The 22,819-nt window shown below is 47.1% G+C and carries 27 protein-coding genes; 23 read left to right on the plus strand and 4 right to left on the minus strand.

Annotated features, from left to right (window positions below):
* The first annotated feature begins 64 nt into the window (after positions 1-64).
* From O3660_RS00135 to O3660_RS00180, 10 genes are all read left to right on the plus strand, one after another.
* A complete protein-coding gene (locus O3660_RS00135; protein ID WP_152333342.1) occupies positions 65-835 on the plus strand; it encodes a hypothetical protein in 771 nt (256 codons plus the stop codon).
* A gap of 94 nt (positions 836-929) precedes the next feature.
* Entirely contained in the window at positions 930-2,075 is a 1,146-nt protein-coding gene (locus O3660_RS00140; protein WP_049352204.1) for a type IV secretion system protein, read from the plus strand.
* A gap of 31 nt (positions 2,076-2,106) precedes the next feature.
* Positions 2,107-2,616 (plus strand): DUF4189 domain-containing protein, encoded by a 510-nt coding sequence (locus O3660_RS00145; RefSeq protein WP_049352206.1) that lies wholly within the window; start codon positions 2,107-2,109, stop codon positions 2,614-2,616.
* An 89-nt stretch (positions 2,617-2,705) separates the two neighbouring features.
* Positions 2,706-3,014, plus strand: a complete 309-nt coding sequence (locus tag O3660_RS00150; protein WP_053090745.1) for a TrbM/KikA/MpfK family conjugal transfer protein — start codon at positions 2,706-2,708, stop codon at positions 3,012-3,014.
* Positions 3,015-3,059: 45 nt separating this feature from the next.
* Positions 3,060-3,635, plus strand: a complete 576-nt coding sequence (locus O3660_RS00155) for a type IV secretion system protein (protein ID WP_371464507.1) — start codon at positions 3,060-3,062, stop codon at positions 3,633-3,635.
* Positions 3,636-3,690: 55 nt separating this feature from the next.
* Positions 3,691-4,218: a DUF4189 domain-containing protein gene (locus tag O3660_RS00160; protein ID WP_371464415.1), complete on the plus strand. Its 528-nt coding sequence runs from the start codon at positions 3,691-3,693 to the stop codon at positions 4,216-4,218.
* Between the two features lie 36 nt (positions 4,219-4,254).
* A complete protein-coding gene (locus O3660_RS00165) occupies positions 4,255-4,485 on the plus strand; it encodes a TrbM/KikA/MpfK family conjugal transfer protein (protein ID WP_371464508.1) in 231 nt (76 codons plus the stop codon).
* 45 nt (positions 4,486-4,530) lie between these two features.
* Positions 4,531-5,097, plus strand: a complete 567-nt coding sequence (locus tag O3660_RS00170) for a type IV secretion system protein (RefSeq protein ID WP_371464509.1) — start codon at positions 4,531-4,533, stop codon at positions 5,095-5,097.
* Between the two features lie 56 nt (positions 5,098-5,153).
* Positions 5,154-5,663, plus strand: a complete 510-nt coding sequence (locus tag O3660_RS00175; RefSeq protein WP_371464416.1) for a DUF4189 domain-containing protein — start codon at positions 5,154-5,156, stop codon at positions 5,661-5,663.
* Between the two features lie 81 nt (positions 5,664-5,744).
* On the plus strand, positions 5,745-6,053 hold the full coding sequence (locus O3660_RS00180; RefSeq protein WP_371464417.1) for a TrbM/KikA/MpfK family conjugal transfer protein: 309 nt from the start codon (positions 5,745-5,747) through the stop codon (positions 6,051-6,053).
* Positions 6,054-6,297: 244 nt separating this feature from the next.
* Here O3660_RS00180 and ygiD read toward each other — a convergent pair whose 3' ends face one another.
* Entirely contained in the window at positions 6,298-7,083 is a 786-nt protein-coding gene (ygiD, locus tag O3660_RS00185) for a 4,5-DOPA dioxygenase extradiol (protein WP_049352208.1), read from the minus strand.
* Positions 7,084-7,327: 244 nt separating this feature from the next.
* Between ygiD and O3660_RS00190 the strand changes: the two genes are divergently transcribed.
* The 4 genes from O3660_RS00190 to O3660_RS00205 all read left to right on the plus strand — a co-directional run bounded on the left by O3660_RS00190 (position 7,328) and on the right by O3660_RS00205 (position 9,859).
* Positions 7,328-7,846: a GbsR/MarR family transcriptional regulator gene (locus tag O3660_RS00190; protein WP_049333867.1), complete on the plus strand. Its 519-nt coding sequence runs from the start codon at positions 7,328-7,330 to the stop codon at positions 7,844-7,846.
* Positions 7,847-8,109: 263 nt separating this feature from the next.
* Positions 8,110-8,499, plus strand: a complete 390-nt coding sequence (locus O3660_RS00195) for a DoxX-like family protein (protein ID WP_049352211.1) — start codon at positions 8,110-8,112, stop codon at positions 8,497-8,499.
* Entirely contained in the window at positions 8,496-8,978 is a 483-nt protein-coding gene (locus O3660_RS00200) for a DUF2269 domain-containing protein (protein ID WP_049352212.1), read from the plus strand. The genes O3660_RS00195 and O3660_RS00200 overlap by 4 nt, the downstream gene beginning before the upstream one ends.
* A 41-nt stretch (positions 8,979-9,019) precedes the next feature.
* A complete protein-coding gene (locus tag O3660_RS00205; RefSeq protein ID WP_049352215.1) occupies positions 9,020-9,859 on the plus strand; it encodes an NAD-dependent epimerase/dehydratase family protein in 840 nt (279 codons plus the stop codon).
* 128 nt (positions 9,860-9,987) lie between these two features.
* Here the strand turns inward: O3660_RS00205 and mobA are convergent, their stop codons facing one another.
* Positions 9,988-10,569: a molybdenum cofactor guanylyltransferase MobA gene (gene mobA / locus O3660_RS00210; RefSeq protein ID WP_049328535.1), complete on the minus strand. Its 582-nt coding sequence runs from the start codon at positions 10,567-10,569 to the stop codon at positions 9,988-9,990.
* A 258-nt stretch (positions 10,570-10,827) separates the two neighbouring features.
* Between mobA and O3660_RS00215 the strand changes: the two genes are divergently transcribed.
* From O3660_RS00215 to trmB, 3 genes are all read left to right on the plus strand, one after another.
* On the plus strand, positions 10,828-12,588 hold the full coding sequence (locus tag O3660_RS00215) for a histidine kinase (protein ID WP_049352219.1): 1,761 nt from the start codon (positions 10,828-10,830) through the stop codon (positions 12,586-12,588).
* The gene (locus O3660_RS00220) at positions 12,585-13,241 is read left to right on the plus strand and encodes a response regulator transcription factor (RefSeq protein ID WP_003680203.1); all 657 of its coding nucleotides are present in this window, start codon (positions 12,585-12,587) and stop codon (positions 13,239-13,241) included. The genes O3660_RS00215 and O3660_RS00220 overlap by 4 nt, the downstream gene beginning before the upstream one ends.
* Before the next feature lie 137 nt (positions 13,242-13,378).
* Positions 13,379-14,095, plus strand: a complete 717-nt coding sequence (gene trmB / locus O3660_RS00225) for a tRNA (guanosine(46)-N7)-methyltransferase TrmB (RefSeq protein WP_049352220.1) — start codon at positions 13,379-13,381, stop codon at positions 14,093-14,095.
* A 59-nt stretch (positions 14,096-14,154) separates the two neighbouring features.
* On the opposite strand, the gene ilvA is transcribed toward trmB, so the two are convergent.
* On the minus strand, positions 14,155-15,678 hold the full coding sequence (ilvA, locus tag O3660_RS00230; RefSeq protein ID WP_371464419.1) for a threonine ammonia-lyase, biosynthetic: 1,524 nt from the start codon (positions 15,676-15,678) through the stop codon (positions 14,155-14,157).
* A 208-nt stretch (positions 15,679-15,886) separates the two neighbouring features.
* Between ilvA and O3660_RS00235 the strand changes: the two genes are divergently transcribed.
* Positions 15,887-17,104, plus strand: a complete 1,218-nt coding sequence (locus O3660_RS00235; protein ID WP_049352226.1) for a D-alanyl-D-alanine carboxypeptidase family protein — start codon at positions 15,887-15,889, stop codon at positions 17,102-17,104.
* A 223-nt stretch (positions 17,105-17,327) separates the two neighbouring features.
* Here O3660_RS00235 and O3660_RS00240 read toward each other — a convergent pair whose 3' ends face one another.
* Entirely contained in the window at positions 17,328-18,956 is a 1,629-nt protein-coding gene (locus O3660_RS00240) for an ABC-F family ATPase (protein ID WP_003683571.1), read from the minus strand.
* 185 nt (positions 18,957-19,141) lie between these two features.
* On the opposite strand from O3660_RS00240, the gene O3660_RS00245 reads away from it, so the two are divergent.
* The 5 genes from O3660_RS00245 (at position 19,142) to O3660_RS00265 (ending at position 22,811) form a co-directional block, all read left to right on the plus strand.
* Complete coding sequence (locus tag O3660_RS00245) at positions 19,142-19,336, plus strand: hypothetical protein (RefSeq protein ID WP_049328530.1); 195 nt, start codon at positions 19,142-19,144, stop codon at positions 19,334-19,336.
* Between the two features lie 13 nt (positions 19,337-19,349).
* On the plus strand, positions 19,350-19,799 hold the full coding sequence (locus O3660_RS00250) for a DUF4124 domain-containing protein (protein ID WP_049352227.1): 450 nt from the start codon (positions 19,350-19,352) through the stop codon (positions 19,797-19,799).
* 160 nt (positions 19,800-19,959) lie between these two features.
* A complete protein-coding gene (cysT, locus tag O3660_RS00255; protein WP_371464421.1) occupies positions 19,960-20,796 on the plus strand; it encodes a sulfate ABC transporter permease subunit CysT in 837 nt (278 codons plus the stop codon).
* Between the two features lie 84 nt (positions 20,797-20,880).
* Entirely contained in the window at positions 20,881-21,741 is an 861-nt protein-coding gene (gene cysW, locus O3660_RS00260; RefSeq protein ID WP_049352232.1) for a sulfate ABC transporter permease subunit CysW, read from the plus strand.
* Positions 21,738-22,811, plus strand: a complete 1,074-nt coding sequence (locus O3660_RS00265) for a sulfate/molybdate ABC transporter ATP-binding protein (RefSeq protein ID WP_049352234.1) — start codon at positions 21,738-21,740, stop codon at positions 22,809-22,811. Before cysW ends, O3660_RS00265 begins: the two co-directional genes overlap by 4 nt.
* Positions 22,812-22,819: the final 8 nt, after the last annotated feature.

The following is a 22,819-nucleotide window of genomic DNA, read 5'->3' on the forward strand; positions in this document are numbered from 1 at the left end:
CAAAAAACTTGGATACGTTTAAATAATTTAATTTAAGAAAGATTGTAAGCAAATGAAAAACACAATGAAAAAACTGGCAGCAGTTTTAGTGTGCTCAGGAATGCTGGGAAATACATCCGTAACGGCAACAGGTATTCCGGTATTTGATGGAGCAGCGATGACCAATGCCTTCCAACAGCTGATGAACTGGCAGGCTCAATTATCCGCTCTCACTCGTGGGGGATTGGACAAATTAAAAGGCGCAGATACAAATGTTCGAGAATCTTCTCAAGCAAAAAAAATGTTTGAGCGACGCAAGAAAAAATGCAGGGAAATACAACAAAACAACCCTGCCTCAGGTACGATTTGTCTAAAAATTACAGGATTAGAACAAGAAAAATATGACCTGCTGGTTAAAATAGATAAGGAGCTTAAAGATGATTTTGATAGAATCAACGGCTTGGTAAAATCTCAAGGCAAATCAGCAAATTCAATGGCTGCTGCAACCCCTTTGTCTAAAGACACGAAAGGTTTTAATTACTCGAATCAGGCAGGTAAAGCTGAAACTGCCGAAAACAATGTACAGATACAAGTAAATGCCGTAATTGCCAAGTATAATCAGTACAAGAACCGAATTGAAACTTTAGACAGTATGATTGCACATTACAACTCAATGCGTAAAATGCTGACCAAAGAGCAGCTTACCGGCAGCAGTTTGAACAAAAAAATTACTCAAGTAACTACATACGGCAAACTGACTGAAGCTACGAATCGCTTTAGAGAAAAAGCAAAAGACGTAGTTGATGATAGAAAAGAAATCGAAAGCAAAACCAAACCGATCTATAAATCCAATTGAGTATAAGGCCGTCTGAACCGGATCGGTTTCAGACGGCCCAAACAAATCAATCATCCCATTGTTTTACAAAAATTAATCGAAAGCTCTTCTCATTATGATGGATTTACTCCTTTATACCGGCATTCGCGACTATCTTTATGCGCGAATCGGCTACTTTACCGAAGTAGTCTTATCTAAGAACTTAAATCTCGCCCTTACAATGGTTTTGGCATTGCTGACATTATGGATTATGGTTCAGGGCTATCTGATCGTAACAGGTCGGAGTCAGGAAGGCCTCAAAGGATTTATTTTTAACCTTGGTAAAAACTATGTTGTTATTGCCATTGCACTTGGGGTCTCCTTAGGTAGCAGCTTTAGCGTCCGTGTGTTGACTGATAATCTTGCCAATGGCATCAGTCAAGTTATGCATGGTAGTAACGATTTCGGCAGCGAGTGTCTGACCGAACAGACCTCCTATATTACCGGCTGTAAAATCGACTTAAACCTGAAAACAACTCAACTTGTCCTATCCAGCCTTTCTGCCATCGATACAGCAGATGACGACCATCTGGAAGATAAGCTTTCCGAAGCCAAATGGTTTGCCGGGGTAGGTACGGCAGGTCCAGCCGTCGTGGCAGGCACCATGCTCATCATGTACCGTATCGCGATTTCCCTGTTTGTCGGTTTCGCGCCTATTTTTATTTTATGCCTTCTGTTCAAAAGAACCGCTCCGCTGTTCCAAAAATGGCTATACTTCGGATTGGCTACCATCTTCTCCAGCGTCTTGCTCGGCGTTATGGCGGAGATTTCCATGGACTTGGTGGGCCACTTATTCGGCGGCGCGGCAGCCGGCAAATTTGTGGCAACTATCATCGGTGAAGGCGGCACTACCGGCATTATGGAAACCGTTACCCAACAGCTGGGCTTGGGTCTGATGCTCTCTACCCTGCTGATTACCGTACCGCCTATGGCAGGTATGTGGTTTAACGGTGTGATGGGCAGCTTCAGTGCTTACTCAGTCATCGGCAATGGAAATGGAAATCGCCAAGAAGTTCCGCCTCATTTGGATGGTGGGGCAAGTAGACAACAAATTTCAAATATTGATAAGCCTATGAATTATTACCAGGATCAGTATCAGCAACCTATATCGAGTTATACTACAGGAGGATATGGAAACGCTAACCAAGGCTTTGGTTCTAATACTGTTAAACCTATTGGTCAGTCTAAATTTGGTGCTAGTCAGACTCAAGAACCTCAATAGGCAAAACAAAATCGGACAAAGGATCTTACTGATGAAATACTTATATTTTATATTTGCAATAGGATTGGTAAATACAGCTTTGGCAACAAATCCTACATATGATGTAACCAAAGGTGCATTACAAAATGATCCAACGCTATGCCAATATGGTTACAATCCTAATTGTTCTCAGGCACATAAGCAGTCACAACAAACAATTGAACACATTTATGTTCATAGACCCCCAAAATTTGGCGCTTTAGCATATAGTTCAAAGGTTGGTCATATTGCGGGGTCTCTGAATCATAATTCTAAGGCTGAAGCTCAACAGGCTGCAATTCAGCGTTGTCAACGTGGAAGCAAGAATACCCCATGCAAAGTAATTGTATGGGTACAGAATGGTTGTGTTGCATCAGCAGTAGGAAAAATTAAAAATAAATTCGTTGTAGTTACCGGTGCAGGCCATCCAGGAACATCTGAGCAAATAGCTTTGCAAAACTGCAAAAAGGGCGGATTGGATGATTGTGAAATTATTATGCCCGAAGGTTGTTCTCTGCCTTAGTAGTTAGATAAAAGTGTACTGTCTGAAATTTCAGGCAGCACTTGATACCTTCTTCTAATCCCCAATTCAATTTTAACGAGTACGGCACGATGAAACACTTATCCATTTTTGTTTTAACAGCGGCCCTGCTACCGTTTTCTGCCTCTGCCGTCAACGCTTCAGATATTGCCGGCAAACTGCTGACAGGCGATAAAAAATATGCCTGCGAGGCCATTGCCTGCCTGACTTCTCCGGGTACGCCGCCTAAAGAATGCAACCCTGCACTGCACAGGTTCTATTCCATTCACCACAAATACGCGCAAGACACCATCAGCGCTCGCCGCCGCTTCCTCCAGCAGTGTCCTGCTTCCCATGATAAAGAGATTGCGCCTATTATCGAAATAGTCGTACATCGATAATCTATCTACACAAAGGCCGTCTGATATTCAGACGGCCTTTTGTAAATAGTCGGTTTCGCGCCTATCTTTATTTTGTGCCTCCTTTTCAAAAGAACCACCCCGCTGTTCCAAAAATGGCTATACTTCGGATTGGCTACCATCTTCTCCAGCGTCTTGCTCGGCGTCATGGCGGAGATTTCCATGGACTTGGTGGGCCACTTATTCGGCGGCGCGGCAGCCGGAAAATTTGTGGCAACCGTCATCGGTGAAGGCGGCACTACCGGCATTATGGAAACCGTTACCCAGCAGCTGGGCTTGGGTTTGATGCTCTCTACCCTGCTAATTACCGTGCCGCCTATGGCAGGCATGTGGTTTAACGGTATCATGGCATCCTACTCCGGATACAATGCAATGCAGGGTTGGGGAAACGGTCAGCCTGCAACACCACCGGGGATGAATAGCCAACAGGTTCAAGCCAACTATAATGTACAAAATCTTGACAACAGAAATGCAGATAACTCAAGAGCAGACACCGTACTACAAAGAAATATGTGGACTCCTGGTGGTAGTCAACCAGAAAGCACAACCACTGACACTACGAAATTACCTGGTCAGCAGCGCAGAGGAGATAACAAATCCTAGTATTTATGCGGCAACAATATGATAAAGTTTTAATGGTCAACAGACTGGACTTAAAATGAAAAAAATGCTTTTTTTATTATCAGGACTAGTAAGTCTTAATGTTTATGCCAATGGTTGTGGTGGTGAATACCAACCTGCAACTGGGACCTGTCGTATTATTGATAGCTCTGGTCGGCAAATCCTATATAATGTGGGTGCTCCACAATCTTCTAGTGGCTCTGCTCAGAGTCAACCTAGGGTTATCAATATCGATGTCCCTTCAAAATACGGAGCTTGGGCATTAAATTCTAAAACTGGTATTGCAGGCGGTGCACTAGATATGAATTCACTTGCAGCTGCGAAAAGAGAAGCCATTAAAACTTGTGAACGAGGTGGGCAAAATAGACCATGTAAAGTTTTAGTTTGGGTTCGAAACGGCTGTATCGCTGTTGCTCAAGGAAAGGATAGTAAATCATGGAGAAATTTTTTCGGAACAACTCCACCAGGTATGGCTGAAATAGAAGCATTAAGTAAATGTCAAGAACATGGACTTTCACAATGCAAAATTGTTGTAAACGAGGCCTGCTCACTACCTAAATTCTAGCCAACTTTTTTAGACAATCCTTGATACTTCCCTCTAATCTCCCTACTATTTTCTGGCGATAAAAAATATGCCTGCGAGGCCATTGCCTGCCTGACTTCTCCGGGTACGCCGCCTAAAGAATGCAACCCTGCACTACACAGGTTCTATTCCATTCACCACAAATACGCGCAAGACACCATCAGCGCACGCCGCCTCTTCCTCCAGCAGTGTCCTGCTTCCCGTGACAAAGAGATTGCACCCATTATCGAAATAGTCGTACATCGATAATCTATCTACACAAAGGCCGTCTGATATTCAGACGGCCTTTTGTAAATAGTCGGTTTCGCGCCTATCTTTATTTTGTGCCTCCTATTCAAAAGAACCGCCCCGCTGTTCCAAAAATGGCTATACTTCGGATTGGCTACCATCTTCTCCAGCGTCTTGCTCGGCGTCATGGCGGAGATTTCCATGGACTTGGTGGGCAACTTATTCGGCGGCGCGGCAGCCGGCAAATTTGTGGCAACCATCATCGGCGAAGGCGGCACTACCGGCATTATGGAAACCGTTACCCAACAGCTGGGCTTGGGTCTGATGCTCTCCACCCTGCTGATTACCGTACCGCCTATGGCAGGTTCTTGGTTTAATGGAATGATGGCAAGCTTCAGTGCTTACTCAGTCATCGGTAATGGAAATCGCCAAGAAGTACCACCCCATTTGGATGGAGGAGCAAGTCAGCGGGCTAATATCAATGTACAGAATTCAGCTGTTAATACTGTTAATAATGATTCAAACATTGGTAAACAAAATACATGGACGACTGGTAGCAGCCAAGCTAACAGTATGACCACTGATACAATGAAACTGTCTGGTGAACAGCGTAAAAATGATAGCAAATCCTAGTATTTTTGTAGTAGCAGATAAATAAAGATTTTAATAACCAATAGATTGGATCTAAAATGAAAAAACTGCTTTTTATATTATTGGGACTGACAAGCCTGAATATCAGCGTTGCCAATCCTACTTATGATGCAACTAGAGGTGCACTGCAGAATGACTCTAGCTTGTGCCAATACGGCTATAATCCTAACTGTGGCTCATCTGGTTACCGCCAACAAAGACAACCTACGGAAATTATCAACATCAATGTTCCTTCAAAATACGGTGCATGGGCAATCAACCCTAAAACAGGTATATCTGGTGGGGCGCTCGAGATGGATTCATATGCAGCTGCAAAAAAACAAGCCATTAAAACCTGTGAACATGGTGGGAAAAATAAACCGTGTAAAGTTTTGGTTTGGGTTAGGAATAGTTGTATCGCCGTTGCTCAAGGAAAAGATGGAAAACTTTTTTATGGCACAACACCTCCAGGGATGGCCGAAGCAGAGGCTTTAAGGAAATGTCAAGAGCGTGGAACTTTACAATGCAGAATTATTGCTAACGAAGGTTGCTCAATGCCCAGATTCTAATCAGGAAATGCCGTCTCTCGCTCAGACTGCACTTAATACTTTTTTCTAAATTCCCACCTTAAATTTAACGAGTACGGCACAATGAAAAATTTATCAATTATTATTTTAACAGCGGCTCTGCTACCGTTTTCTGCATCTGCCGTCAACGCTTCAGATATTGCCGGCAAACTACTGACAGGCGATAAAAAATATGCCTGCGAGGCCATTGCCTGCCTGACTTCTCCGGGTACGCCGCCTAAAGAATGCAACCCTGCACTGCACAGATTCTATTCCATTCACCACAAATACGCGCAAGACACCATCAGCGCTCGCCGCCGCTTCCTCCAGCAGTGTCCTGCTTCCCGTGACAAAGAGATTGCTCCTATTATCGAAATAGTCGTACATCGATAATCTATTTATACAAAGGCCGTCTGAAATTCAGACGGCCTTTTCTCTTACAAAGAGATTTTGCAAGTTACCTTCAAATCTAACCGTCTAGTCTGCTAGATTATTTACACAAGCTTAATCTTATCTTTGCCAATATAGGTTAAGGCTTTTATATGGATTTGAAATGCCGTCTGAAACAACTGAGCACCATCCGCAAAGCGGATCGAACAAATAAAGAATGGTTTGTTTTGTTCTGATTCTTCCCTTTTTACCCCACCAAAACCGACGTCATACTGAGCGATCCCGCAATCAAATTATCGTTGAAAAACGTAATCTCGTCTTGCGGTTCACGTAATGCCATGATGTAAAGCAACGGCAAGTAATGATCTGGAGTTGGTACAGAAAGCTTAGCCTTTTCGCCTAGCTGATCATAATGCACCAAGGTTTCATTATCTCGTGTTGCAATCGCCTGATTGACCGCTTCACGGAAAGCAAACGCCCAGTCATACCCTGCACCGATTTGATCAATATGTTCCCAGTTTATCGTTCTCAGATTATGCACAATGTTGCCGCTGCCGATAATCAACACGCCTTGTTCTCGCAAAGCAGCTAACTTTTTCGCCAAGTTGAAATGCCATTCTGCCGATTGCAAACGATTAAGACTCAGTTGCACCACAGGAATATCGGCATCGGGATAGAGATATTTCAACACCGCCCATGCGCCATGATCAAAGCCTCGTGTTGGGTTCAGCTCCACATTTTCCGGCTGTAATAATGACCGTACTTGCTCCGCCAACTCAGGCGAACCAGGCGCAGGATATTGCACTTGACTGAGTTCATCGGGGAAGCCGTAGAAATCGTAAATCATTTCAGGGCGTTTGCCAGACGTAACCTGCAAACGGCTACTGTACCAATGCGCTGAAATCATCAAAATGGCTTTTGGTTTAGCAAACTGTTGCGTAATTAGACTGAAATTCTGATTGAACGAATTTTCTTTATCTAACGCATTCATCGGGCTACCATGCCCAACAAATAATACAGGCATTTTTTTCATGATTTACTCCTCGTTATCGGATACAGCAGATTGTACGGATAAATTTTTATTCAAAAAATACCGGTTTATGAACAACATTTTTTACTAATAAGAAATCATGACTGATAGGGGCTTGAGTTTCTGAGAGAATATGTAGGATAAGGATTTATATAAAAGGCCGTCTGAACATTTTATTTCAGACGGCCAAAAATTTCTTTATTTCTGTATTGACAGAAATAAAAGATAAAAATAGAATACCATCACTATGAAACTGAATCCGACCACTGAAAAATTTATCCTCCATTGGGGCGAAATGGGTACCAAATGGGGCGTAAACCGTACCGTTGCGCAAATCCATGCCCTGCTCTACATCTTAGGGAGACCGATGAACGCCGAAGAAATCACCGAAACGCTCGGCGTAGCGCGCTCCAATGTCAGCAACAGCATCAAAGAGCTGCAAAACCTGAGACTGGTGCATACCGTGCATATCTTGGGCGACAGGCGCGATCATTTTGAAACTTCGGATGATGTCTGGACTTTGTTCCGCACCATCGCAGAAGTGCGTATGCAGCGTGAAATCGAACCGACGCGGCAATTTTTGCAAAGCCTGATCGACAGCCCTGAATTTAGCCAGGAAAATGAAACTGCTAAGCAGAGAATCCAGCAAACCCATGATTTCATCAGTACGCTGACCATGTGGGCAAATGAAATGCTGAAACTTTCTACTTCAACCATGGTGAAAATTCTGAAAATAGGCGCCGGAATACAAAAATTTTTCCGTTGATGGCAATGGGCTTGTGAGCAATAAACACAGCCAATGCTATTTAGGATATGGAAACATGCTCATAGTGTCCTTGTATGGGCATGTTTATCTGAAGCTTAATGTTCCTTGGTAGATTTTGAATCACTGGATATGGGTTTCCCTCCTAAAGAAACAATCCCGAAGACTATCTAAAATTTTTTATCCTATAATTTCTCTTTTAACAGAAATTATAGAAATTTCAAACTAATTATATCTTTAAACTGAAATGAAATCAGGAAAGCAATATGCCCGACCACTCTACACATACCCTCCCCACCTACCTGCCTTACTCGATGGGGCTGCTATGGCTCTGGAGTGGTACCCAACCTCTGTTTTTCATGCCTGAAATGTCATTGGATTTGCTGCATTCGGTCGGTATCCCCAATCCGTTGCAATGGCCAACATTAATCGCCGCTTCGCTGCTGGACATCGGTTTTGCCTTCTTATGCTTCAGCCGCTTTCGCTCCCGTTCAGCAATATGGCTGCTGCAATTGATAACCGTCGCGGCATACAGCCTGATTATTGCCTTCAGACTGCCCGAAATGTGGGCGCATCCATTTGCGCCTTTGGTAAAAAACCTGCCGATTATGGCTGCTTTGTTTTTCTTGTATCAATCCGTAGGAGATAAAAAATGAACACCTATTTAATCGTTAAAACCCTGCACATCATCTCGGCCACCTTAATGGTCGGCACCGGCTTTGGTACGGCGTTCTACCTCTTTTGGGCAAACCGCAGCGGTTCGGTTGCCGCGCAGTCGGTCGTCTCCCATTGGGTCATCAAAGCAGATTGGTGGTTTACAACCCCCGCCGTTATTTTCCAACCCTTGTCCGGTTTATGGATGCTGTATGAACGCGGCTACACTGTTTCCACTATGCTGGAACAAAATTGGGTATGGATGACGCTTGCCTTATACATCTTTTCAGGCATTTGCTGGCTGCCCGTTGTCTGGCTGCAAATCCGTATGGCCAAGATTGCCGAAAAAGCACACAAAGAAAACGCAGACACCATTCCGGAGCCCTACTGGCGTTACGCCAGACGCTGGGAATTGCTCGGCTATCCAGCCTTTTGCGCCACTATTGTGATTTACTTCCTGATGGTGATGAAACCGATTTAAAGATTTTCAGACGGCCTCAGCAACAATATAAAGAAAAACATATGAACATCATCATTTTCGGAGGCAGCGGCTTTATCGGCAGCCGTACCGTTCAAATCCTCAAAGAACAAGTCCACCAAGTTTTCACGCCCGACCGCCGCGCCTTCGACTTTCTTTATCCCAATGAAACAGCCGCACGCCGTTTATTGGAAGGACAAGACATTCTTATCAACTGCATTGGAATTATGAGCCGTCATGCCGAAATACTCGAAACTGTGCACCACCACACGCCCAAACAGCTCGCCGCATGGGCAAAAGCAGCTGGCATAAAACGCTGGGTGCAACTATCCGCGTTGGGAGCCGATCCATCTCAATCCATCAACTTTGTCGGCAGCAAAGGACGTGGCGATGATGCTATTGCTCAAAGCGGCATACCGATTGCCATAGCCAAGCCATCCGTTGTTTACGGTCGAGGAGGAACCAGCTGCGAACTGTTCATCAAACTAGCCCGCCTCCCTTTGCTTCCTTTGCCGGAAGGCGGACGCTTTCATTTGCAGCCCGTACACCTTGCCGATGTTGCCGAAGGTTTGGCAAAACTTGCCGTCCAAACCGATGCCGACCATAGCATCATCAACATGACCGGCAGCCAAACGCTGACCTTGGCAGAATACCTAACCACCCTCCGCTTAACCCTGCACCACAAACTGCCACAACATATTCTGCCCATCCCCCTGCGCCTGATTGACCCTGCGCTGCCGTTGGCAAACATCCTCAGCAACGGCATCATCAGCCGCAACAGCTTTGCCCTGCTCAAGCAAGACTCATGCGCTGACTATTCTGATTTTGCAGCTTTACTAGGCAGGGAACCATTGGCAGCAAAAAACTTTGCCGGTTGCCTATAATTTGTTTAGTTTTAAAATGACAAAACAAAGGCCGTCTGTTTGTTGTTCAGACGGCCTAAAGCTTTTATAAAATACTTCTTTGCAAAACAATTCACACTTTTATCGGCTTATTGCTTCTACCTACCCAACTACAAAGGCTGGGCCAAATCGTTTTCCGTGTTGTAGCTGATAAAATCCTGTTCATGAGGGAAATGGACAACCCTTGCACGCTGTTGCTGTAGCCAGCCGCGGATGCTGCGCATTCCTGAATAAAGGTATGGCACGGTACTTTGCAGGATTTGCGGCCGGATGAACATCACGCTGTAATGCGGTCTGGCAGGGGTCTCCACATAAAACGCATTGCACAATGGCGTGCGCCGCGCGATGGTTTCAAATTGGGAAACCAAGTTTTCCGGCAAACGCGGCATATCGCAGGATACGATAAGTAGCCAATCGGCGGTGGCAATTTGCAAATCGTTAGCAGCTGTACACAAAGCAGCTAAAGGGCCGTAATGCTGCCATTGGCGCGCGTCCGAGAAAACGTGTGCGCTGCGTTGTGCGTAAGATTCAAGATTACGGTTGGCACTGATGGCGATGTGGCTGACTTGTGGGCGGATTTTTTCGATAACATGATCTATCAAGGCTTTGTTGTGCCATTGCACCAACCCCTTATCGACACCTCCCATCCGGCTTCCCTGCCCGCCGGCCAATATCAGTGCGAAAATTTTCATTTTGGTAGTCCTTTGAGAAGCAGAGTATGGAGTGTGGTTCAAGATGTTGTGTTTATTGGATAAGTTTCAAGGTTTCAGGCCGTCTGAAACCTTATTTTTATGATTTAATTCACTTGAGATGAATTTTATCATAACATGATTTTACATTAAACCCCTGTTTTTTCTTATCATAACCATACAATTATTTTAGACAGGTTGTTTATATACCGAAAGAATGATATTTTTATAAGATTATCGGATTAGTTCCCTGCGTGCTTTATGCGTTTATTCTCCGGATCTTCAGATGGCCTTAGCCTATCTTCGCGTTTAAAACTGCTGACTTTTTTATGGGTCAGTTCGGCGTTTTTGTCGATTGTCTTTACCCTGCTGCTTTCTTGGCGTTTGGAAAGCGCGGCCAAAACGATTGAAGATGCAGGCAGTTTGAAAATGCAGGTGTATCGTTTGGCTTATATGGCAAGCGTCCGTACACCCAATGCGCAAATTGACAACCAAATCAAAGAATTTGAGCGTACGCTGGCCAATGTGACGCAAAGCGATGCCATTCATCCGCTGATTCCGTCTCAAATGCCGCTGGCTTACGACTTGATTCAATCGATGCTGTTGATTGATTGGGAATCCAATATCAAACCGTCTTTGCAACATTACGAGCGTCCGACCCAAATCGGCCTGTACCGTTTTGCCGGCAACATCGAGCTGTTTTTACAGGCGATGGAAAATGCCAACGAGCAAAATACCTTGTGGCTGCGCCGCTTTCAAATGGCCATGATGCTGATGATTGTTGTGGCTGCCGGTTTGATGATTGTTTGGCATTATTCATGGATTATCCGACCCTTGGAAAAACTGCGCGATGGTGTAGAGACCATCAGCAAAGGGCATTTCGGTGTTCAAATCGAGACAGACCAAATTCGTGAGTTTGCCCAAGTAAGCAAGGGCTTCAACCAAATGAGCCGCCGTCTGCATACGTTTTATACAGACTTGGAAGGACAAGTTGCCAAACAAACCCAAGACTTGGCGCGGCAAAACCGTGATTTGACCCTGATCTACCAAACCACGCGCAATCTGCACCAAACTTTTACGCCGCAACAAGCGGCAGAAGAATTTTTAACTCAGATTCTACCAGCGTTTTCCGCTTTGGGCGGTACGGTATATCTTTCCGATGAGGAACGGAAACGTTCTGATTTGGCAGCAAGTGTCGGTGAAACCGAAAAAGGAAATCGTGTAGAATTTCCGATCGTTTATCAAGACGAACAACTCGGCGTGTTGACCCTATATTTTTCAGACGGCCATATGCCTGATGAGCAAGACGAAAAACTGCTGCATACTTTAAGCGGACAGCTGGGCATTTCCATCGCCAACAACCGCATGGAACAAGAGCGCCGCCTGCTTGCAGTCTTGCAGGAGCGTAACTTGATTGCGCAAGGTTTGCATGACAGCATCGCGCAAGCTTTGACCTTTTTGAATTTGCAGGTACAAATGCTGGAAAGCGCGTTTGCTTCAGACCAACGCGAGCAGGCAGGAGAAAATATCGGCTTCATCAAAGACGGAGTACAGGAATGCTACGAGGATGTACGCGAACTTTTGATGAATTTCCGCACCAAAATCAGTAATAAAGATTTTCCTGAAGCGGTAGAATCGCTGCTGGCGCGTTTTGAACGACAAACCGGTATTCCAGTTGATTTAAAATGGCAGGACGACGGGCAGGCTTTGAATTATGATGAGCATTTGCAGATCATCTTCATCTTGCAGGAAAGCCTGTCTAATATCCGGAAGCACGCGCGTGCGCAACATGTCAGCGTCGAAATTGCCAACCACGGCGATTTTGTCATGACGATTCGTGACGACGGCGCAGGCTTTAATAAAGAACACCTATCAAACCGGCCTTCAGGCGAACATGTCGGCTTGGGCATTATGCAAGAACGGGCCCAACGGATTAACGCAGAATTGGCCATTACATCGCAGATTGGGCAAGGTACGGCGGTTATGCTGACTTTGCCGCAACAAATGAGAACAGCATCATGACGATTAAAATTACCCTTATTGACGACCACACCCTATTTCGCAGCGGTATCAAGGCCTTGCTTTCGCGCCAGCCTGATTTTGAAGTCGTCGGCGAAGCTTCAGACGGCCTGGCCGGCGTAAAAATGGTTGAGCAGCTCAAGCCTGATGTGGTCTTGCTGGACTTGGATATGCCGGTTATGAACGGCCGCGAAGCATTGGCTCAAATTTTAAGTATCAATCCGCAGCTGACCGTCATCATGCTGACCGTTTCTGAAGACAGCGACGATTTGACCGAATGTATGCGTATGGGTGCAAAAGGCTTTTTGCTGAAAAACATCAATGCCGACTTCCTATTGGAAAGCATCCGCAAAGCCGTCGATGGCGACAATGTCTTCTCTCCGGAAATGACCAGCCGCTTGGTGCAATCGCTGATTTCTCCCTCTCCTTCCCGCTCCGATCATCTGCTGGAGCAACTGACCCCGCGCGAAATGGAAATTTTGGGCTATCTTGCCGCCGGACACAGCAACAAAATCATTGCCCGCCATTTGAATCTGGCAGAGTCAACCGTCAAAGTGCATGTGCAAAACCTGTTGCGCAAGTTGAACCTAAGCAGCCGCGTCCAAGCAGCGGTTTATGCAGTACAACACAAAGTACCGCAACCGGTATTGTCTTAATCAGACCGTCTGAAACCTTCTTTTTAAAAGGTTTCAGGAAAAGCGTTTATTCGCTATAATCACGCCGATTTATATGCAGGGTTGTCTGATTCTTTCAGACGGCCTTTTTATTTGATTTTTCACTGATTTAAAACAACATGTCCGAAAACATTCCAGAAAATACACCCGAAAATACCGTTCCGGAAGAACACAAACGCAGCATCCGCAGTTTCGTCTTACGCCAAGGCCATATGACCGCGGCCCAACAGCGCGCCATCGATACGATGTGGCCGCAATTTGGTGTGGACTTTCAAGATGCTCCTTTGGACTTGAACCGCGCTTTTGGACGGGACAATCCTAAAGTTTTGGAAATTGGTTTCGGTATGGGCGTCGCAACAGTGGAAATCGCCAAACGTCTGCCCGATACCGACTTTTTAGCGATTGATGTTCATGGCCCGGGCGTCGGCAATATCTTGAAGCTGATTGAGGAAGAACACATTTCCAATATCCGCGTGATGCGTCATGATGCGGTGGAAGTAGTGGAAAAGATGCTGGAAGACGGGTCTTTAGACGGCATTCATATTTTCTTCCCTGACCCTTGGCACAAAAAACGTCACAATAAACGCCGCTTGGTACAAGTGCCGTTTGTTGAAAAGCTGCTGCCCAAACTTAAAAGCGGCGGCTATGTCCATATGGCGACCGACTGGGAAGAATACGCCGTGCAAATGCTGGAAGTTTTGAGCAGTTTCGACTCTTTGCAAAACACGGCTGCCGATTACGCCCCTACGCCTGATTACCGTCCTGAAACCAAATTTGAAGCCCGAGGCAAACGATTGGGTCATGGCGTTTGGGACTTGGTGTTCCGTAAAAAATAAAGCCAAACATAAAACACAAGGCCGTCTGAAAAATTTCAGACGGCCTTTTATCTTACTGATTAAGCCAAGAAAAGTTTATAAGCCGGATTATCGGTTTCTTCTTTATAAACATAACCCAAGCTCTCCAAGAAATCGGTAAAGGCTTCATTGTCGCTTTCAGGTACATCAATACCGACCAAAATACGGCCGTAGTCCGCACCATGATTGCGATAATGGAACAAAGTGATATTCCATTCGGCGCGCATATGGTTCAAGAAACGGGACAATGCACCGGGGCGCTCAGGAAATTCAAAGCTGACCAAGCGTTCGCTGGAAACTTTTTCCGTCCGCCCCCCGACCATGTAACGGATATGGATTTTGGCGATTTCGTCATTGGTCAGATCAACATTCGGCAAACCTGCGTCAGCCAGTTGTTTGCTGATGACGGCCAAGTCTTGCGCACCGGCAGTTTGCAAGCCGACAAAAATATGAGCATTGTTGTCATTGCCGTAGCGGTAGTTGAACTCGGTAATATTCCGACTACCCAATACATTGATAAACTTGAGGAAGCTGCCTTTTTCTTCAGGAATGGTAACAGCAAAAATACCTTCGTTACCCTCGCCCAGCTCACTGCGTTCTGAAACATGGCGCAGGCGGTGGAAGTTCATGTTGGCACCACTAGTGACCGCAACCAAATTTTGACCTTGGATATTGTTTTTCGCAACATAAGCCTTCAGGCCGGCAAGGGCCAATGCGCCCGCAGGCTCGGTAATGCTGCGCGTATCGTCAAAAATATCTTTAATCGCGCCGCACAACATATCCGTATTGACCGTAATAATCTCGTCCAACAGCTCTTTACACAAGCGGAAAGTTTCATCACCCACCACTTTAACTGCTGTGCCGTCTGAAAACAGGCCGACATCTTTCAAATGTACAATTTCCCCTGCTTCGACCGATTGCTTCATACAGCAAGAATCATCGGTTTGCACGCCAATGACTTTAATTTCAGGGCAAACCTGTTTGATAAATGCCGCCACGCCTGCTGCCAAACCGCCGCCGCCAATCGGGACAAAAATCGCATTGATATTGCGGTGTTGACGAAGGATTTCCATGCCGATGGTTCCCTGACCGGCAATCACATCAGGATCATCAAACGGCGCGATATAAGTCAGTTTTTCCTTTTCTGCTAACTCCATCGCATAATCATAGGCATCGTTGTAAGACACACCTTTCAATACCACTTCACCGCCTCGACTCTTGACCGCGTCAATTTTGATTTTGGGCGTTGTTTCCGGCATCACGATGACGGCGCGGCAACCTAAATATTGCGCCGACAAAGCCACACCCTGCGCATGGTTGCCTGCGCTTGCTGCAATCACGCCACAATCCAAGGCTTCTTTTGGCAGCTTCGCCATTTTGTTGTACGCGCCGCGGATTTTGAACGAAAACACCGGCTGCAAATCTTCGCGTTTGAGCAAAATCTGATTGTTCAGACGGCCTGACAAACTGCGCGCCAAATCCAAAGGCGTTTCTACGGCTACATCATAAACGGAAGCGGTCAAAATACGGGTTAGATAATCAGAAAGAGGAAGGGAATGGTTCATGGTATTTTAGTGTTCGGAAATAAATTGCAATTCGGTCAAATCGACCGGAGGAAAAAGTTAAAACCATACCCCTGAGGCCGTCTGAAGGCAAGAAAAATCTTAGCAAAGCCTAAATGAGACGGTATAATGTCCACTTAATATCTATTTAATATGCCAAACTGTTTACTTTGAAAGAAACAGTGCCCACTCATATTCAAATCCACACATAATGATGAAAAAAACGCTACTTAGCTTAATTTTTGCTGCCCTCCTGAATACTGCTGCCCTTGCTGCCGGCCCGGTTGCATCCGCACCTGCCGTACAGAGCGAGGCTCAAACGCAGCCGCTGTTACACAGCATCAACAGCCCGACAACGCCGCCGGAAATCGCAGCAACTGCCTATATCGTTACCGACCTGCACAGCAAGCAAACTTTGGCATCCAACAATGCCGACACGCCTATCGAGCCTGCCGCATTGACGCAAATGATGACTGCCTACCTTGCCTTTAAAGCACTGGAAAACGGTACGCTTGAGGCAGGCCAAATGCTGACTGTTTCCAATGCTGCATGGAAAGTCGAAGGTTCGCGCATGTTCCTCGATCCTAAAGTTCCTGTCAGCGTCAGCTCCTTGATTAAGGGTACAACCATCCAGTCAGCCAACGATGCCGCCATTACCCTTGCCGAAGCCCTTGGCAACGGCTCTATCGACGAATTTGTCAAACAAATGAATGAAGAAGCCAAACGCTTGGGCATGAAGCACACCCACTTCAACAACCCGACCGGTATTTCTTCTAACGGCCATGTTTCAACCGTTGGCGACCTTGCCATCTTGGCTGCCGCGCTCATCAATGACTATCCGAAATATTATCCTTTATTTGCAAACAAATCTTTCAAATACAATAATATCGAGCAGCCCAACCGCAATCTCCTGCTCTATCGCGACAGCAGTATCGACGGTTTGAAAACCGGCTATAGCGAAGGCGCAGGCTATCATCTTGCCGCTTCCAGCAAACGCAACAACCGCCGTATTGTTTCCATTCTTGCCGGTGCCGAATCCACCGAAGCGCGCGCCAGCGAAAGCAGCAAACTGCTCAACTGGTCATTGCAGGCATTTGATACGCCTAAACTTTACAACGGCGGAGAAGTGATTTCCCAAGTCAAAGTTTACAAAGGCAGCACCAAAGCCGTAGATATCGGCTTCTTGGACGATGTTTACATTACTATTCCCCACGATACCGGTAAAAACGTCAAACCAATCTTAGAAACGCTTCAGCCCGTCCTCGCCCCGATTGAAAAAGGCCAAGTATTGGGCAAGCTGAAAGTCATGAAAGACGGTAAAATTATTGCCGAAAAAGACGTCGTCGCCCTGACCGGCGTAGAAGAAGGCAGCTGGTTGCGCCGTATGTGGGACGCGATTGTGTTGTGGTTTAAAAGTTTATTCAGTTAATCCTCTTTCTATCAAAACATAAATAAAGGCCGTCTGAAATTTTCAGACGGCCTTTTGTATATCTGTTTTATGGCTTTAATAAAAATTCCTAACAAGAAATTTATCCATTTTAATCTTAGCAGTTTCAGTGATTGCCAATATGAAACGCTTCAAAAAATGCCGTCTGAAAACACAACGGTTTTCAGACGGCATTTCAATACCTTAATAGCTTATCAGTATGGGCTTAAACTAAGCCTTTTTTCTCCAGATAGCTCTCGTAATCACCCAAGTAGTGTTCATATCCGCCTTTGCCATCCAATTCGATGATTTGGGTAGCCAATGAAGATACAAACTGACGGTCATGCGATACGAAAATCAGCGTGCCGTTGTATTTTTCCAGCGCCATGTTCAAAGATTCGATGCTTTCCATGTCCATGTGGTTGGTCGGTTCGTCCATAACCAAGACATTGGGTTTCAACAGCAACAGTTTGCCGTAAAGCATACGGCCTTTTTCGCCACCGGAGAGAACCTTCACTTTTTTCACGACATCGTTGCTGCCGAAGAGCAAGCGGCCCAAAGTGCCGCGGATGACTTGTTCGTCATCGCCTTCCTGACCCCATTGGCGCATCCATTCGCTCAGGTCCATATCGACGTCGAAGTCGTTTTCATGGTCTTGCGGATAGTAGCCGACACTGGCTTTTTCCGCCCATTTGATGGTGCCTTCGTCCGGCAGCAGGCCGTCTGAATATTCGGGGTTGTATGCGCCGGCCAAGAGTTTCAGCAAGGTAGATTTACCTGCGCCGTTCGGGCCGATGATGGCGAGGCGCTGGCCTGCTTCAAGGATGAAGTTCAGGTTTTTAAACAACTGGGTTTCAAAACGTTTGGCCAGTTTTTCAACTTCCACAGCCTGACGGTGCAACTTGGCTTTTTCATCAGCTTCAAAACGGATATACGGGTTTTGACGGGTAGAAGGTTTGACTTCGACCATCTCCGATTTGATTTTGTCTGCCTGTTTCAGACGGCTGGTTGCCTGACGGGCTTTGGATTTGTTGGCGGAGAAGCGGGCAACGAACTCTTGCAGCTCTTGCAGTTTCTCTTTTGCCTTGGCGTTGTCTTTCAGAGCGCGTTCGCGCGATTGGGCGGAGGCGAGCATGTAGTCGTCGTAGTTGCCAGGATAGATGGTGATGGTGTTGTAGTCCAAATCCGCCATGTGGGTGCAGACTTCGTTCAAGAAGTGACGGTCGTGCGAGATGATAATCATGGTGGAGTCGTATTGGTTCAACACGCCTTCCAACCAGCGGATGGTATTAATGTCCAAGTTATTGGTCGGTTCGTCCAAGAGCAATACATCTGGCTTGGAGAACAGGGCTTGTGCCAGCAATACGCGCAGTTTGAAGCCCGGAGCGACTTCTGCCATGGTCGCATTGTGCAAATCTTCGGAAATGCCCACGCCGCTCAACAATTCGGCAGCGCGTGCTTCGGCGGTATAGCCGTCGTATTCGGCAAACTTGGCTTCCAGTTCGGCGGCTTTCATGTAGTCGTCTTCGGTGGCTTCGGGATTGGCGTAAATCGCATCACGCTCGGTCATCGCCGCCCACATTTCGGTGTGACCCATCATCACCACGTCCAGCACGCGCATGTCTTCGTAGGCAAACTGGTCTTGGCGCAATTTACCCAAACGCACGCCGTTTTCAATCGCTACTTCGCCGGCAGTCTGTTCCAAATCGCCGCCGAGGATTTTCATGAAGGTGGATTTGCCTGAGCCGTTGGCGCCGATCAAGCCGTAACGGTTGCCTTCGCCGAATTTGACGGATACGTTTTCAAACAGCGGCTTTGCGCCGAACTGCATGGTGATGCCGTTGGTAGAAATCATTATTCGTAAAACCTTTATAAATAGAATGTTATAATCGGACGCGATTGTAGCATATTTTTGCAAAGACCTCAGGATTGAGGCCATGGCAAATGTGCCCAATGCCGATGTAAGATGAAAACAGGCAACGCTTCACGCAAAAACGCGTTGTAGGCAGCATTTCAGGCCGTCTGAAACGGAGAATCTATATGGAAACGCACAAAATCTATTACGCCGTGATTATTTTGGTATGTGCCGCTTCCATGCTGCTCAGCCCGTTTTTCCATATCCGCCGCACGCGCTCTGGCACTGAATTACGACGTGCGCCCAGACAGTGGAAACCCATCCTCTTCGCCAACATCATCATGATTGCGGCTTTATTTGTTTGGTGGAAATGGTTTTAAGGAAAAATAAAAAATGAACAAACTCTGGATCAGCACATTACTGCTCGCTTTGGCAACTGCGGTTTCCGCCGCGCCTATTTTTGAATGTACCGATTCTGCCGGCCGCAAAGTCTATACCCAAGCCGGCGGCAAAAACTGCAAAGCCAGCAATATCGGCAAACCGTCCGTATATACTTCTGCGCCTGTTTCAACACCGGCAACGCCGATTTCCCCAAGCAAAGCCGAGCAGGCAGAAGAAGCTGTCGCCCCGGTCAATCCGACTGATGTCGGCGCGGCCAAGCGTGCTTTAGATACCGCCAAGAAAAATTTGGAAGAAGGCAAAAAAGTGCGTTATGGCAATGAACGCAACTATGCCCGCTATCTCGATCGGATCAACGGTTTGGAAAAAGCCGTCCGCTCGGCTCAGGAAAACTATGATGCGGCGCAACGCCAGCCTGCATCTCAAGATCCTGTTGCCTATTAATCCTTACCACACCAGCAAGGCCGTCTGAAATTTGATGTTCAGACGGCCTTTTCATCTTTTCAATATAACAAAATCGTCTTTATACCAAACAAAGTATTCTTTCCAGTTTTCAGACGGCCTTGTTAAAGTAAGCGTGTATTAAATTCTGACGATTGCCATTATGTTGTTACTCAAAACGCCTTCTGTATTGCCGGGTTTCAAACTCAGCCTGGGTTTGACGGTTTTATGCCTGTCGCTTTTGGTGGTTTTGCCGTTTGCGATGATGGCGGCCAAAGCGGCGGAAATCGGCTGGAGCGGATTTTGGAACACGATTACCGAACCCAATGTCTTGGCGGCCGTCTGGCTGAGTTTGCGGATGTCGTTTTATGCGATGTTGACCAATATCGTGTTCGGCACGTTGGTTGCCTGGGTATTGGTGCGTTATGAATTTCTGGGCAAAGGGTTAGTAAACGCTTTGGTCGATTTGCCGTTTGCGCTGCCGACAGCGGTAACAGGTATTGCGTTGGCAACCCTATATGCGCCCAATGGCTGGATAGGCCGTTTTTTCGAGCCTTTGGGCATCAAAATCGCGTTTACGCCCATCGGCATTTGGATTGCGCTGATTGTTGTCAGCCTGCCCTTTATCGTCCGCGCCGTGCAGCCGGTATTGGAAGAATTGTCGGGGGAATATGAAGAAGCGGCGGCGACTTTGGGCGCAAGCCGTTGGACTACGTTCCGCCGCGTCCTTTTGCCAGAAATCACACCGGCCCTGTTGACCGGCGCAGGCATGATGTTTGCCCGCTCTACCGGCGAATACGGATCGGTCATCTTTATCGCGGGCAATATTCCGATGGTGTCTGAAATCCTACCCTTGATTATTACCGGCAAACTGGAGCAATACGATGCTCAGGGTGCATCAGCCGTTGCTCTGTTTATGCTGATGATTTCGTTTGTCATCCTGCTGATTTTGAACATTATGCAATGGACTTTGAGCCGCCGCGCCGGAGCGAAGGTTTAACAAACAACAGGCCGTCTGAAACATCAAGCAAACATTTTTCAGACAGCCTAAACGGATACAAGAATAAATAGAGGCTTCACTAACATGAAAACCCATTCTACCAATCCAAACCTGAGCGAACCGCGTTGGCTGCGCGTATTGCTGACCGCTACTGCCTTGGGCTTTCTGCTGCTGATGCTGGTCGTACCGCTTATCGCCGTGTTTTACGAAGCACTGAAAGGCGGTTGGGATTTGTACCTGCAATCCTTGACCGATCCCGAGGCATGGTCTGCCATCAAATTGACGCTGATTACCGCGCTGATTGTCGTTCCCGTCAATGCCGTATTGGGCGTGGCGATGGCGTGGCTGCTGACCCGTTTTGACTTTCGCGGCAAGCAGTTACTGACCACCCTGCTCGATTTGCCGTTTTCCGTATCGCCCGTGGTGGCCGGTTTAATGTTCGTCTTATTGTTCGGCGCGCACACGGCATTGGGCGGCTGGCTGGAAGCGCAAGGCATACAGATTATCTTCGCCATCCCGGGCATTATTTTGGCGACACTGTTCGTTACCTTCCCCTTTGTCGCACGCGAAATTATTCCTTTAATGCAGGCGCAGGGCGACAGCGAAGAACAGGCTGCCCTGATACTCGGCGCAAGCGGCTGGCAGATGTTTTGGCGCGTTACCCTGCCCAACATCAAATGGGCGCTGCTTTACGGCATCATCCTTACCAACGCCCGCGCGATGGGCGAGTTCGGCGCGGTCAGCGTGGTATCGGGACACATACGCGGCGAAACCAATACCATCCCGCTTTTGGTCGAAATCTTCTACAACGAATACAACTTCACCGGCGCATTCGCCCTCTCCGGCGTATTGGCACTTTTAGCACTGGCGACGCTGGCGGTGCAGAACATCATCACAAAATTACAAGATAAAAAACTCGCCGCCGCCGAAAGGAACGCAGCATGAGCATCACCATTCAAAACTTAAACAAACACTTCGGAGCGTTCCACGCGCTGAAAAACATCAACCTCAACGTCCCCACCGGCAAACTCGTTTCCCTGCTCGGCCCTTCCGGCTGCGGCAAAACCACGCTCCTGCGCATTATCGCCGGACTGGAAAACGCCGACGGCGGCCAAATTCTCTTTGACGGCCAAGACGTAACCGCCAAGCATGTACGCGAGCGCAAAGTCGGCTTTGTGTTCCAACACTACGCCCTCTTCCGCCACATGAACGTGTTTGACAACGTCGCCTTCGGTTTGACCGTATTGCCCAAGTCCGAACGCCCGTCCAAAGAACAAATCCGCGCCAAAGTCGAAGAATTGCTCAAACTCGTGCAGCTCTCCCACCTCGCCAAATCTTATCCGCACCAGCTCTCCGGCGGCCAACGCCAACGCATCGCCCTCGCCCGCGCCCTCGCCGTCGAACCCAAACTCCTGCTCCTGGACGAACCCTTCGGCGCGCTGGATGCCAAAGTGCGTAAAGAATTGCGTACCTGGCTGCGCGACATCCATCACAACCTAGGCGTAACCAGCATTTTAGTGACGCACGACCAAGAAGAAGCCCTCGAAGTTTCCGACGAAATCGTCGTTATGAACCACGGTAAAATCGAACAAACCGGAAGCGCCGAAGCCATTTACCGCAAACCCGAAAACGCCTTCGTTACTGAGTTTCTCGGTGAAACCGACGCATTTGAAGGACGCATCGAAAAAGGCATCTGGCACTACAACGGCTTCGCGTGGAAATTGGACGCGCACTACAAATGGCAGGAACAAACCGCCACCGGCTACATCCGCCCTCACGAATGGCAGCTTGCCGCCGAAAACGAAACACCGATGATTCGTGCCAAAATCGAAAAAATCCACGCCGTCGGCGCATTGACGCATATTTTAGTCAAACACGACAAACAAGACGTACATATCACGCTGGCAGGCAGCGATGCCGCGCGTTACCAAATCGCCGAAGGCAAAGAATTGAAGCTGATTCCGAAACAGGTTTATGTCTTTTCTCAAAACGAACTGATTGAATATTCGATTTGAAACTAAAT

It is taken from the genome of Neisseria sp. 27098_8_139, from assembly GCF_041433195.1.
In the GTDB taxonomy this organism is placed as follows: Bacteria; Pseudomonadota; Gammaproteobacteria; order Burkholderiales; family Neisseriaceae; genus Neisseria; species Neisseria subflava.

Excerpts from the sequence above, each read along its gene's own strand:
- O3660_RS00135 (WP_152333342.1), top strand. The coding sequence starts at position 65 with ATGAAAAAACTGGCAGCAGTTTTAGTGTGCTCAGGAATGCTGGGAAAT.
- O3660_RS00140 (WP_049352204.1), top strand. The coding sequence starts at position 930 with ATGATGGATTTACTCCTTTATACCGGCATTCGCGACTATCTTTATGCG.
- O3660_RS00145 (WP_049352206.1), top strand. The coding sequence starts at position 2,107 with ATGAAATACTTATATTTTATATTTGCAATAGGATTGGTAAATACAGCT.
- O3660_RS00150 (WP_053090745.1), top strand. The coding sequence starts at position 2,706 with ATGAAACACTTATCCATTTTTGTTTTAACAGCGGCCCTGCTACCGTTT.
- O3660_RS00160 (WP_371464415.1), top strand. The coding sequence starts at position 3,691 with ATGAAAAAAATGCTTTTTTTATTATCAGGACTAGTAAGTCTTAATGTT.
- O3660_RS00175 (WP_371464416.1), top strand. The coding sequence starts at position 5,154 with ATGAAAAAACTGCTTTTTATATTATTGGGACTGACAAGCCTGAATATC.
- O3660_RS00180 (WP_371464417.1), top strand. The coding sequence starts at position 5,745 with ATGAAAAATTTATCAATTATTATTTTAACAGCGGCTCTGCTACCGTTT.
- ygiD (WP_049352208.1), bottom strand. The coding sequence starts at position 7,083 with ATGAAAAAAATGCCTGTATTATTTGTTGGGCATGGTAGCCCGATGAAT.
- O3660_RS00190 (WP_049333867.1), top strand. The coding sequence starts at position 7,328 with ATGAAACTGAATCCGACCACTGAAAAATTTATCCTCCATTGGGGCGAA.
- O3660_RS00195 (WP_049352211.1), top strand. The coding sequence starts at position 8,110 with ATGCCCGACCACTCTACACATACCCTCCCCACCTACCTGCCTTACTCG.
- O3660_RS00200 (WP_049352212.1), top strand. The coding sequence starts at position 8,496 with ATGAACACCTATTTAATCGTTAAAACCCTGCACATCATCTCGGCCACC.
- O3660_RS00205 (WP_049352215.1), top strand. The coding sequence starts at position 9,020 with ATGAACATCATCATTTTCGGAGGCAGCGGCTTTATCGGCAGCCGTACC.
- mobA (WP_049328535.1), bottom strand. The coding sequence starts at position 10,569 with ATGAAAATTTTCGCACTGATATTGGCCGGCGGGCAGGGAAGCCGGATG.
- O3660_RS00215 (WP_049352219.1), top strand. The coding sequence starts at position 10,828 with ATGCGTTTATTCTCCGGATCTTCAGATGGCCTTAGCCTATCTTCGCGT.
- O3660_RS00220 (WP_003680203.1), top strand. The coding sequence starts at position 12,585 with ATGACGATTAAAATTACCCTTATTGACGACCACACCCTATTTCGCAGC.
- trmB (WP_049352220.1), top strand. The coding sequence starts at position 13,379 with ATGTCCGAAAACATTCCAGAAAATACACCCGAAAATACCGTTCCGGAA.
- ilvA (WP_371464419.1), bottom strand. The coding sequence starts at position 15,678 with ATGAACCATTCCCTTCCTCTTTCTGATTATCTAACCCGTATTTTGACC.
- O3660_RS00235 (WP_049352226.1), top strand. The coding sequence starts at position 15,887 with ATGATGAAAAAAACGCTACTTAGCTTAATTTTTGCTGCCCTCCTGAAT.
- O3660_RS00240 (WP_003683571.1), bottom strand. The coding sequence starts at position 18,956 with ATGATTTCTACCAACGGCATCACCATGCAGTTCGGCGCAAAGCCGCTG.
- O3660_RS00245 (WP_049328530.1), top strand. The coding sequence starts at position 19,142 with ATGGAAACGCACAAAATCTATTACGCCGTGATTATTTTGGTATGTGCC.
- O3660_RS00250 (WP_049352227.1), top strand. The coding sequence starts at position 19,350 with ATGAACAAACTCTGGATCAGCACATTACTGCTCGCTTTGGCAACTGCG.
- cysT (WP_371464421.1), top strand. The coding sequence starts at position 19,960 with ATGTTGTTACTCAAAACGCCTTCTGTATTGCCGGGTTTCAAACTCAGC.
- cysW (WP_049352232.1), top strand. The coding sequence starts at position 20,881 with ATGAAAACCCATTCTACCAATCCAAACCTGAGCGAACCGCGTTGGCTG.
- O3660_RS00265 (WP_049352234.1), top strand. The coding sequence starts at position 21,738 with ATGAGCATCACCATTCAAAACTTAAACAAACACTTCGGAGCGTTCCAC.